Source organism: Porphyromonas sp. oral taxon 279 str. F0450 (assembly GCF_000292995.1).
Classification (GTDB): Bacteria; Bacteroidota; Bacteroidia; order Bacteroidales; family Porphyromonadaceae; genus Porphyromonas; species Porphyromonas pasteri.
Window position 1 is genome coordinate 468,579 of record NZ_ALKJ01000019.1, and the last position, 11,348, is coordinate 479,926.

Sequence of the window (11,348 nt, forward strand, 5' to 3'; positions counted from 1 at the left end):
GAAAGTAATATAACATCCGACCGAAAGTAATATAACATTCGACTGAAAGTAATATAACATTCAGTGAGAAGTAATATAACATTTGGAAGGAGGGTATATATCCTTTGGAAGCATACACCTTATCGTACTCGGAGAAGCAGCTTGGAGGTGCTTTGCTTTCCCCGACTCTTCCCCCCCCTTTCTCCTCCCTCCAAAAAGAATCCGCCCCTCGAAGGACGGACCTTCGAGGGGCGGATCATAGGGGAGGTGAGACTATTCAGTAGCGCCACTGAAGATGTCATCGGCAGTAGCCTCAGCGGGATCTTCGAATGCGTAGAACTCAGTCACCGAGGTACGACCCACAGGCTTCGTGATCGTGTAGCGGACGTAGCGAGCAGGATAAGCCTTCTTCAGACCGACTAAGGCCTTGTCATTACCCGAGAGCCCTGAGATGTCGGCACGACCGAGGTTAGTCCACTTCGTGCCATCTACCGAGCACTCGAGCTGGATCTCACGGGGAGCAGCCCAGTCAGCCCAGTAGTAGGCAACGATACCACGGAACTTAGTAACAACCTTACCGAAGTCAACGACGAAGCTGAAGCCTCGGTTGTTCGACGCAAAGTCTGTACCACCATTACCGTCAAGGATGCGCTTAGGATCATTACCACCGTCGATACCAGGGGTGATCTGAGATACCGTCCACTTCGTAGTACGCTCTGCCTGATCGAAGTAGTTGACCGACGAGAAGTCGTAACCTGACTCTCCTACGACAAGAGCATCTTCACTGCGAGCGGACTTCGTGAAGGTAGCCGTATAGAGGTTGAGATTGCTGCTGATAGCGACACCGCTGGCAGCGCTCTTGATCGACTCGATGACGACCTTGACCGTGTACTCCTCGGCTGCTTCACGAGCAGCGAGAGCAGCTAGATCAAGCGTCGTAGAGACTTGCTCACTGGAGATCTGACCCGCCTTGATCGTGACCTCAGTAGCACTGAGCGTGAGAGCACTAGCGATCTCAGCGTTGTCCACCGTCGACTTGAGCGTCACGACGACATCCTGAGTCGAGGGACGATTGAGACGAACGGTGAAGTAGCCGACGTTAGTCCCTGTGATACCCGTGCTGCTGTGCAGGAGGGGATAGTTATTGACAGGTACCGAATAGCGGTCTGCTTGGATATAGACACGGGGAGGATAGTTACGCTCTAGGAGGGTATCTACTGAATCCGCATCCTTCTTACATGAAGCCAGACCAAGTGCCATCGTAGCAGCACAGAGGCCAAGGATCCAATGTTTATTATATCTCTTCATATGGATGATAATCTATGTGATAGTTAGTCTTCGTCAGAGCGGATGTCTACCCACTGTGAGGCCGCATTGCGCTGATTAGCTCCGTGATAGAGCTCGAGGTCGTGGCCGTGGCCCGTAGCATCCTTGAAGGTAGTACCTTCCCCTTCGTTAAGCTTCCAGTAAGCGACGAGGCCTGTGGTAGCGGGGTCGATAGAGAAGCGGTTGCGACGGATCTGAGCTGCCGTGAGAGCACGATTCCAGAAGCGGATTTCGCTCATGTAGTAGTTGGACTTACGATAGGGGTGATTTGCCCAGCGAGGATAAGCAAACGTGAAGTCCTTATACTGACCAACGGTAGCGAACTTAAGGTTCTGCTCCTGCTTGTTCAGCTGACCATTGATATAGATAGAGAGCGTACCGTTAGCACATACGAGAGCCACGTGATACCACTTATTGGTCTCAGGCTTGATCGTAGCAGATACACCATCGTGGCCATTGACCTTGAACTGGAGGACATCACCTTCCCAGCGACCGAAGATGAAGCCAGAAGCTTCACCACCACCAGCGATACCAGAGGAGATCCCCATGAATGACTGGTTGTTGTACTCAGGACGAATGTTGTCACTCTTGATGCGCATCTCGACAGACCACGTATCCGTCTTGATACCGTCAGCGAAGGAAGTCTTCATACCCTGCTGAGGAAGGAGCTTGATAGCCTTCGTCTTGATCACCTGATCACATGCGATGATGAAATCCTTTTCACCCTGAAGGATGGAGAGATCTGCACCAGATACAGAGACGATCGAGAGGGGAATAGCGTACTTCTTACCCGTCTTGCTGAGCTCTTCGGTGAAGGGCTTGATCGTGACAGTCAGCTCAGGCGTGGAGACCTTGCCCTGCTCGATCGTGAGCGAAGTAGCAGAAAGCGTATAGAACTCTGCAGGGAGCAGCTCATAGTTGGCATCATTGCGCTTGTTATAAGCGTCAAGTGCGGACTGCTGTACTGCGAGATTCACAGTGAGCGTCTGCTTAGCAGGAGCTGCTGTACGCACGAGGATAGACGTCGTGCTATTTGCATCACCAACCGTGATGATGCGCAGAGGATCAGCCGCAGCACCACTTATATAGAGAGAGTTATCCAAGGGCTTGTACTCAGCATTGGAGCAACCTGAGAGGAAGGCCGCTGCGAGCGCAATACCACAAAGCATCGTCTTATTCATCTTATTCATTGCTTTACGGATAATTAATTACTTGACGGGAGGAGCCATGATACGCATGGCCTTGCGAAGTGCAGGATACGTACCAGCGTTACCACTGACAGTGTACTCATACTCCATGTGGTAGGTACCTACACCTGCCTTCTGAAGCGTCTTCCCATCTACGACAGGGAGCCAGCGAGCCATACCTTCGACACTTCTCATCACATTGCCAGAGCGGTCGGTATAGGTGGCACCACCTTGACCAGCCCACTTCTCGAAGTTCTCTGTGACGATGTACTTGCGAGCAACTTCAGCTGCATCGAGCTCACCGCTGTAGTTGTTGATCGTGCTCTTGAGGCGAGCATCGAGGTCTCCATCACCCCAGCTATCATAAGCCTGGACGATAAAATAGTTGAAGTACTTCCCGAGAGCAGGTACCATCTTCTGAGGCTCACCATTGAGCGTAAGAAGCTTACCCGTACCAGACTGAGGGCCGAGACGCTTACCAAGAGTGGAGATAAAGGTCGTCATGTTCTTCGTCTTGATCACCTTCTCTTCTTCCGTGAGCTTGCGCCAGCCGGAATTAGCCTCCGTCCACGTGTGGTCGAACCACAGGTTACCTTCGCCTTCGTAGTTAGGCTCGAAGTCGTAGTCGAAGCCATCAAGGCCGAGCTTATCGACGAGGTCACAGAGTGCATTAGCGTACTTGATGATAGCAGCCGTCTGCTTAGCCTGAGCTTCTGCACTCGTACCGCTCTCCCATCCCCAGTATTCTTCTGCGGTCTTATCATGGGGAGTCAGCTGAGCACCGACACTATTGACCTGGAAGCCCGTGAGGACCTTCGTACCCTTGAGGGTCTGTACCTTCTTGAGGTCTTCGCGACGGGCTTCATCAAACTCAGCGACACCAGCCCCCCAGAGAGAGACAATACCCAAGCTATCGGGAAGACCCATGAGCTGCGTCTTCATCGAAGCTCCGACGCCAGTCCAACCGCCAAACCAACCGAAGCCAAGAGGTGCACCGCTCTGCTTGAAGGCACGCAGGTTAGCATAGTAGTCCTCGGTCGTGATGTTACCACTCTTATCTGTTGGCTTGTACTGCTCGAGCTCCGTCCACTTGGAGCAAGAGGTTGCTCCAAGTACGACGATAGCACCTGCGGCTAGGGCCAAACGCTTTATATTCTTCATATACTTAGTTCTTAAATATGGATACTATGGTGCACCTTAGTTCTTCTTCTGCCACCACATCTTTGTAGCATAGTCATCAGGTCCACCGAGGAGCTTGATAGCAGCCTGTACGTTTGCCGAGTTCACGTCGTACTCCGTACGAGAGAAGGGCAGACGGTTAGCTACATCCATATGAGCATAGGCTGACTCAACAGTCCCTACTACAGGGAAGAACTTGGGGTAGCCCGTGCGACGGTGTTCACACCAGCCTTCGAAGCCGAGAGGCCACAGAGCGATCCACTTCTGCGTAATGATACGCTCCAGATTCTTCTCATCCGAATCAGAGTCCCCCCACTGAGGAGTGATCGTGCTGACGGCACCCGTGCTATAGCGACCAGAGGGGTCGGTATAGTTGCCAGGAGTAGCCGTGCTGGTCAGATAGCTATCAGCAGAGCCAGCCCCCCACTGAGCAAAGGAGAGGCGTACGCCATCTTCGTAGAGACTCTTAGCCGTAGCACCACCGACGTTCCAGCCGATGAGTGCAGCCTCAGCCTTGAGGAAGGCTACTTCACTTGCCGTGAGGATGATCGTAGGATCGCTATTCCCGACCTTGACGTTAGAGTACTTGTTGTACTCACTACCATCCTGGTTAGAGCCTGAGCGGATACCATCATATCCAGCCCCAGTGAAGCCAGAAGCCGTGAAGTAAGAAGCACGACGTGGGTCGTTGTACCCATTCATGTAGCTCGTCAGGTCAGCTGCTACACGAGCATCGCTCCAAGCGTTTGTGATCAGCCAAAGCATGCTATTCCCCTTCTGACGGATGATAGCATTGTCTGCATTATCCGTGATCACACCGATGGTGTGGTTCACAGCTTCTTCGACTGCAGTCTTAGCAAGCGTAGGCTCTACATAGCGCATACGCATCGCCAGACGAAGCTTGAGGGAGTTAGCGAAGCGCACCCACTTCGTCAGGTCACCACGATAGATCAGATCTTGGTCTGCCATCACCTTAGCTGATGGATTAGCCGAAACATAGAGCGTCAGATCGTTAATAGCAGTGTTGAGGTCAGCGAGCATCGCCTTATAGACGACTTCCTGAGAGTCATAGGCGACCTTTAGGTTACCACCCTCGATCTGCGTGTAGGGGATGGGACCATAGAGGTCGGTGAGGCGGTGCATCAGACCGACGCGGTTGATCAGCGCCAGAGCGAAGGTGATACCCTGACCATTCGTAGCTTCCTTGACCTTACGGAATTCAGGATAGAAGCTCGTCAGGATATTGAAAGGCGTATTCAGCCAACCCTCATGCATGTAGCGATACACGGAGAAGTTGTTATTCCACTTCGTGTTCGACATGAGGAAGCGGCCCCAGATATCCCCAGTAAGGCTGAAGTGCTGGAAGTAACCCGACTGGTCGGCAGGTACGATCAGCGACTGGAGCTTGGGGAAGGAAGCTGCGATCTCATAGTTATCACCACGGAGCTGCTCCTTGGTGAAGGTATTCTCAGGTGCATTGATCTCATCAAAGCCCTTTGTACAACTTGAGAGGACACCCGCTATGACCAGCGAGGTCACCAGGATCTTCTTAGATATATTCATTGCTAATAGTAATGCTTAATGGGAGCGAAGCTTAGAACTCCATCTTGATGCTGAAGCCGAAGCTACGCAGTGATGGCATCATGAAGATGTCCGAACCCTGGTTATACGTACCCGTAGAAGCCGTTGCTTCAGGGTCGAATGGAGCGTGATTGTAGATCATCAAGAGGTTACGCCCTACGACAGAAGCCGTGAGACGAGCCTTGTTAGCAAGCCACTTCTTGGGGAGCGTATAGGCAAGAGAGAGCTCCTGAAGACGTACGTTGGTAGCATCATAGAGATATTCCTGCGTGAGACCACCGCGGCCACCGACTACATTGTAGTAGCCTTCAGCGTCTACAAGACCCTTGTTGACCTTGATACCACCGGCATTACGTGCATCACCAGACGTCTTAGAGACACCGTAAGCATCCATCATAGCCTGCGTCATGGAGGTCACCTGACCACCGAAGCGAGCCGTGAGAAGAGCCGTCAGGTTGATACCCTTATAAGAGAAGCTATTGCGCCAGCCGAGGTTACCGCTAGGCAGCACACTACCGATCTTGCGAGGAGAGATCTCTTCCTTGACGACGTTGTTGGTCGAGGGGTCGATCCAGATGTTACCCTCCTGGTCACGCTTGAAGTCAGCGGACGTGTAGAGGTCACCCATCGTACCATCCTTCACCAGACGTACATTCCCCTGGTTGAGGAAGGGCAGGCTGTAGGTTTCCTTGGTGACGGGGTCATAGTAGTTGTCGAGGAGCTCGACGATGCGGTTGCGGTTGAAGCTGTAGGTCACGTTGGTTTCCCAGTTTAGCTTACCGAAGTCCTGACGATAGCCGAGAGCGAACTCCATACCATAGTTGCGGACATTACCCGACTGCACATACATCGAGGAGTAACCACTCGCAGGAGAAGTCGTCACGTTGAAGGTCTGGTTCTTCGTATCCGAGAGATACCAAGTGATATCCAGTGAGAGTGCATTGCGCAGGAAACGCGAGTTCACACCGGCTTCCCAAGAAGACGTCTTTTCTGGATAGAGCTTACCGAGAGGACGATAGGTAGGAGCAACCCACGTACGTGAACTACCATCCCAAGTGTAGCGGGGCTGCGTGAGGTTGCGAGGCAGGGGCGAACCTACGTCAGCATAAGATACGCGAGCCTTGAGGTAGTTGATGGCCTTAGGCAGCTGGATCATATCAGAAATCACGCCCGAGAGACCAATAGAGGGGAAGAAGTAAGAGAGCTGATCCGTGCCAGCCAGAGTAGAAGACCACTCATTACGAGCCGTCACCGTGAGGAAGAGCATGCGCTTGTAGCCTACTTCAGCGCTACCGAATAGAGCAAGGGCACGTTCTCTCCAACCACCAGCGCTGGGTGAGCCGTTGTTACGGTCGATGTTATAGACGTTGAAGCCATTGGGGACATCTGACAGAGGACCGCCATAGCCAAGAGAGTTGTACGAGGTGTTAGAGAGGCTACCACCGATATTAGCGGAGAGGTTGTAGTCCTCGCCGAAGCTCTTGTTGATGTTGGCCATAGCGTCAGCATACATCTGCTTTTCTTCAGACTTGCTCTGACCATAGCGACCCTTCGCGCTACCACCAGTCCAGTAGGTATCGGTACCAGCGTAGAACTTATCCTTAGAGTTGACGATCGAATTATCGATGCGGATACGACCCGTCAGATCGATCCAGCTAGCGAGCTTCCACTTTAGGCTACCGTTGAGCATGTAGCGCTCACGGTCCTGCTCGCGGTTCTTACGATACATCTGCCAGTAGGGGTTCTCCATATCGATACCGCCATTACCCCAGCGCCAGTTCTGTACGCTGATGTTACGAGCTTCGTCATAGATCTCGTACTGACGCACTTCGTCGAAGTTCTCACCACGAGGATAGAGGTAGAGAGCAGGCAGGGGGTTGTAGTAGTAACCCTGAGCCACCATGTTCTTCTGATCCTGGAGGATGTACTGTGCACCGAGGTCCAGCGTCAGCTTGTCACCGAGGAACTTGGTCGAGTTGCGGATGGTGAAGTTGTATCGGTTGTACTTGTTGTTGGGGAGGATCCCAGCAGCATTCGTCGTAGCAGCAGAGATATAGGTCTGGTTCTTCTCCGTACCCGTTGTCAGAGCGATAGAGTTGATGACGTTCGTACCGGTGTTGAAGAACTTAGCAGGATCGTATGACAGTGCACTACCCTTAGCACCCCAGCTCTTGAAGGAACCAGGCTGATTGCCATATTCCGTCTGGAAGCGAGGCATGATGAAGGGATTGGAGAAGGTCGTGCTGTTGCTATACTCGAGCTTAACCTTACCTTCCTTACCCTTCTTCGTGGTGATGAGGATGACCCCCTGAGCAGCACTTGAGCCGTAGAGAGCAGCAGCAGCAGGACCACTGAGGACACTCATGCTCTCGATATCATCGGGATTGATGTCTGAGATACCTTCACCACTTGGCTGTGAAGAGTACTCACCTGAGGTGCTACCATTATTCACGTTGAAGATGGGCACCCCGTCGATTACGTAGAGCGCATTGTTATTCGCCGAGATAGACTTGATACCACGCATGACGACACGCGTAGCACCACCGATACCAGCAGCAGAGCTGTTGATATTCACACCAGCGACCTTACCGTTGAGACTGTTCATGAAGTTGGCATCCTTCACCGTCGTCAGAGCATCGTTCTTGATCTCCTGGACATTATAGCTCAGGGCCTTCTGCGAGCGCTTGATACCGAGAGCGGTGACGACGACACCTTGGAGCTGGTTGTCTTCACCGGAGAGCTCGATCTTCAGCTCCGTCTGGTTACCGACAGGGACCTCCTTCTTCGCGTAGCCGATAGACGACACGACGAGGACGGCACCTGACTTCACGTTCTTCAAGGTAAACTTCCCGTTGATGTCCGTGGAAGCACCTTGACCTTGTACGCCCTTGACCAGGACGGAAGCCCCGATCACAGGCTCATGATTCGTGGCATCGAGGACGACACCACTGATGCTCTTTCCCTACGCCATCGCGGTAGCGACCGTAAGGAAGAGGATCATGAGGATAGATAGTACTTTCTTCATATTTAAAACTAAAAAAATAAGCGGAGGGTAATCTTAGCCTCTATGCTTTCTCTGGGGATTAGAGAGAAAAGGCTGCGAAGCTCCCCTGCACAGCACCTTGTGGGACAAGCGGCAGCAGTGAGCAAACGACTGATTGAGGGAAAGCCGGTACGGGGATCAATACATAAGCCGTATCAATAGCCCCGTCTTGGAGTAGATCAGGTATAGCAACGGAGGAAAGCCCCCAACCATCCAGGTTGAGAGCAGCACAAAGCTCCGAGGAGCGATTAGTCTGTTGCACGAAGGCGCGAGCAGTAATCATGTTCCGTTGTAAGTGCGAGCAAAAGTAATAATTAAATTCTTACGGAAGTCGCAAGAAGACAAATACTTACTTCCTAAAATATTTAAGTATATAACAACACTCATAACCCCCTATTATCCTGCCACATACAACCATAAGATGGCGCTACGCAACTTGACTGTTAGAAGCACCATTCTACAACAAATACGATGCAATCGTTCGAGGAAAGCAAAAGACAGCTCAAAAAGTAGATCTTCGACGCACCTATTATTGGGATCAGAACCACCCTACGCTCTTGATCAGTCCACTATAGGGAGATACTTGGAACAGTCGCACCTCAACGGGAGAAATAGCACACCACAAATTAGACTATATACCAGCTAATTAGAAGAGAGCGATAAGAGAGAGGAAACGAACCAGTACTGGTCACTCATCGGAGCAGTACTGGTTCGTAATATATACCAGTACTGGTCTGAGCTCCGACCAGTACTGGTCAGCTCAGTGACCAGTACTGGTTGAGAAACCCACCCTATATAAGAGGATTCCAGAAAGCTCCCCTACCCGATTCTCCTTCACTCGGAGGCACACGGTATATATAGGTAAAGAGGGAAGTGAGAGGAAATATCAGATAGGTGATACACCTTATGAAAAGTTTGCTACCTTTGCAGTGTTACAGATAAGCAGTACACCACATATAAATATTACTGTCCTATGATCACAACTAAGCAACTTTCCTTCGGCTACAAGTCAGGGCGCCCAGTCTTCAGTGGCCTCGACCTGAGCCTACCTCAGGGTAGCGTCGTAGGGCTCCTCGGTAAAAACGGCGAGGGCAAGACTACACTCCTGAAGAATCTCTGTGGCCAGCTCTTCTCGAAGCAAGGTGAGATCAACGTCCTTGGCTTCACACCTCGCGAACGTAAGGTCGCCTTCCTCCAGCAGGTCTACCTCCTGCCCGAAGAGATCCACGTACCTCAGATCACCATCCGACGCTACTTCGACCTCTGCGCTCCCTTCTACCCCAACTACGATGAAGCTATTGCCCACGAACTCATCGAGACCTTCTCGCTCGACTGGAAGATGAACTTGGGCAAGGTCTCACAGGGGCAGAAGAAGAAGGCACTGATTGCCTTCGCTCTCTCACTCCGTATACCCCTGCTTCTCCTCGATGAACCGACGAACGGACTGGATATTCCTTCGAAGGGAGAATTCCGCCGCGCCGTAGCTCGTCACCTCAGCGAAGAGCAGACGGTCATCATCAGCACGCACCAAGTACGAGATCTTGAGCAGCTCATCGACCGCATCGTCATCCTCGAGCGTGGTAGCATCTACTGCAACGAATCTATCGCTGATCTCTCCGAGCGTCTTTACTTCGGCCTCGTCAGTCCCGACGAAGAAGCTCGCGCACTCTATACTGAGCCTTCGCTAGGTGGTACCGTCGGCATCCTACCACTTCAAGGCGAGGCCGTAACGGATACCTTCAGCATGGAGCTCTTCTTCAATGCTGTCGTCAGCCGAGGCGAAGAACTCATGCGTCACCTTCACACTCCATCAGACACCTCTAAATAAGCGCTACGATGAATACCTCCACGCTACATCGCTCCTCATTTGGGCGCATCTACCTTCTCACTGTAGAAGGCTTCTTCAGCACCCTGCGCCCACTGCTCATCTTCCATGCTATCATGGCGGTGGCATTCTTCGGCTTCCCGTTCCTGACCCTTTTCCTCACGAAGGGATTTGATATCCAAGAGGCCTTCGTCGAACTGGCTGACGTCTATGGTAGAGGCGGAGTCATCGGTCCCTACCTTATAGGGACGATCATCTATATCTTGATCTGGATCAATAAGTGCGTACATAAGCCTTCGCCTGGTGCTTATACCCAGATCCCCGCTTCGGCTGGAGAGAAGATGATAAGTATTGCCCTACTCAGCTTGGGCTATTACCTCATCTCGCTTCTCTCTACGCTGATTATCTCTGGCATCTTTGGGATCTTCGTCCCTGGGGGATTCAGCAATGTTTTGGAATGGGCACTCCCGATACAGTTCTTTTATGGGCACCTATCTCTAAAAGACTCAGCAGCTATTCTCTCTATGGGACTACAGTTGCCACTACTCGTGACGCTCTGCATGATCCACTTCCGCAAGGCGATCTTCGGGCTGTGTGCTGCGGCGTTCGTAGAGTTCAGTGGCTTCCTCATCTTCCTCACCATCGTCCTCAACTTCGAAGAGGAGATATACCGTTACTCGATAGAGCATCCCCTCACCGACCGTGATTATGGTTGGATCATCCTGATCATCTTCGGGCTCATCGACCTCTTCCTCACCTGGGCTATCTACCATCGCCTCAAGACCATCCAAATCAAGTAATTGCTATGGCATTCTCCAACGTGGGCTTTGCCCATATCATCGACTACATCAACGAAGGTGTACTGACGGGGCGATTCACCGAAGGCGAGCGTATCCCCTCGGTGCGCGACATGGCCGAACTGATGCAGGTCGCCCCCAATACCGTCGTTCACGCCTACGATAAGTTGGCTCTCCGTGGTCTGGTATATCCCATGCGCGGCCTTGGCTACTATATCAGCGAAGGGGCGGTAGAAACCATCCGTGCTGAGAAGCGTAGAGTCTTCCACGAAGAGTCTATCCCTCGCTTCCGTCGTGATGCAGAGCTTCTCGGCATCACCAGCGAAGAGCTCCGCAAGGCACTCGATCTCTAAGCCTCCTACTCCACTACTTTCAGCGTGCCCCGCATGCCTATCCCATCGGGATTAGGTATGCGGGGCACGGCGCGTTAT

Annotated in this window: 8 protein-coding genes; 3 read left to right on the forward strand and 5 right to left on the reverse strand. The window is 52.1% G+C overall.

What is annotated here, in order from left to right; translation table 11 throughout:
- Positions 1–252: 252 nt before the first annotated feature.
- The 5 genes from HMPREF1323_RS05740 to HMPREF1323_RS05760 are packed head-to-tail and all read right to left on the reverse strand — an operon-like array spanning position 253 to position 8,205.
- Positions 253–1,287 (reverse strand): discoidin domain-containing protein, encoded by a 1,035-nt coding sequence (locus HMPREF1323_RS05740; protein ID WP_009432948.1) that lies wholly within the window; start codon positions 1,285–1,287, stop codon positions 253–255.
- 23 nt (positions 1,288–1,310) lie between these two features.
- On the reverse strand, positions 1,311–2,495 hold the full coding sequence (locus HMPREF1323_RS09015) for a DUF1735 and LamG domain-containing protein (RefSeq protein ID WP_052312358.1): 1,185 nt from the start codon (positions 2,493–2,495) through the stop codon (positions 1,311–1,313).
- 18 nt (positions 2,496–2,513) lie between these two features.
- A complete protein-coding gene (locus HMPREF1323_RS05750; protein WP_009433040.1) occupies positions 2,514–3,653 on the reverse strand; it encodes a glycoside hydrolase family 18 in 1,140 nt (379 codons plus the stop codon).
- A 36-nt stretch (positions 3,654–3,689) separates the two neighbouring features.
- Complete coding sequence (locus tag HMPREF1323_RS05755; RefSeq protein WP_009433178.1) at positions 3,690–5,234, reverse strand: SusD/RagB family nutrient-binding outer membrane lipoprotein; 1,545 nt, start codon at positions 5,232–5,234, stop codon at positions 3,690–3,692.
- Positions 5,235–5,265: 31 nt separating this feature from the next.
- Positions 5,266–8,205 (reverse strand): SusC/RagA family TonB-linked outer membrane protein, encoded by a 2,940-nt coding sequence (locus tag HMPREF1323_RS05760; RefSeq protein WP_083845367.1) that lies wholly within the window; start codon positions 8,203–8,205, stop codon positions 5,266–5,268.
- A 1,063-nt stretch (positions 8,206–9,268) separates the two neighbouring features.
- Between HMPREF1323_RS05760 and HMPREF1323_RS05765 the strand changes: the two genes are divergently transcribed.
- Genes HMPREF1323_RS05765 through HMPREF1323_RS05775 form a run of 3 tightly spaced genes read left to right on the forward strand, consistent with a single transcriptional unit; the run spans position 9,269 to position 11,270 of the window.
- Positions 9,269–10,123 carry an ABC transporter ATP-binding protein gene (locus tag HMPREF1323_RS05765; protein ID WP_009433127.1) on the forward strand — a complete coding sequence of 285 codons (855 nt, stop codon included), beginning with the start codon at positions 9,269–9,271 and terminating at the stop codon, positions 10,121–10,123.
- An 8-nt stretch (positions 10,124–10,131) separates the two neighbouring features.
- Positions 10,132–10,920 (forward strand): hypothetical protein, encoded by a 789-nt coding sequence (locus HMPREF1323_RS05770; RefSeq protein ID WP_009433184.1) that lies wholly within the window; start codon positions 10,132–10,134, stop codon positions 10,918–10,920.
- Positions 10,921–10,925: 5 nt separating this feature from the next.
- On the forward strand, positions 10,926–11,270 hold the full coding sequence (locus HMPREF1323_RS05775) for a GntR family transcriptional regulator (protein WP_009432973.1): 345 nt from the start codon (positions 10,926–10,928) through the stop codon (positions 11,268–11,270).
- The last annotated feature ends 78 nt before the right edge of the window (positions 11,271–11,348 follow it).

Bases quoted from the DNA above. Each gene is read 5' to 3' on its own strand.
- HMPREF1323_RS05750 (WP_009433040.1), bottom strand. From the start codon at position 3,653: ATGAAGAATATAAAGCGTTTGGCCCTAGCCGCAGGTGCTATCGTCGTA.
- HMPREF1323_RS09015 (WP_052312358.1), bottom strand. From the start codon at position 2,495: ATGAATAAGATGAATAAGACGATGCTTTGTGGTATTGCGCTCGCAGCG.
- HMPREF1323_RS05770 (WP_009433184.1), top strand. From the start codon at position 10,132: ATGAATACCTCCACGCTACATCGCTCCTCATTTGGGCGCATCTACCTT.
- HMPREF1323_RS05740 (WP_009432948.1), bottom strand. From the start codon at position 1,287: ATGAAGAGATATAATAAACATTGGATCCTTGGCCTCTGTGCTGCTACG.
- HMPREF1323_RS05775 (WP_009432973.1), top strand. From the start codon at position 10,926: ATGGCATTCTCCAACGTGGGCTTTGCCCATATCATCGACTACATCAAC.
- HMPREF1323_RS05755 (WP_009433178.1), bottom strand. From the start codon at position 5,234: ATGAATATATCTAAGAAGATCCTGGTGACCTCGCTGGTCATAGCGGGT.
- HMPREF1323_RS05765 (WP_009433127.1), top strand. From the start codon at position 9,269: ATGATCACAACTAAGCAACTTTCCTTCGGCTACAAGTCAGGGCGCCCA.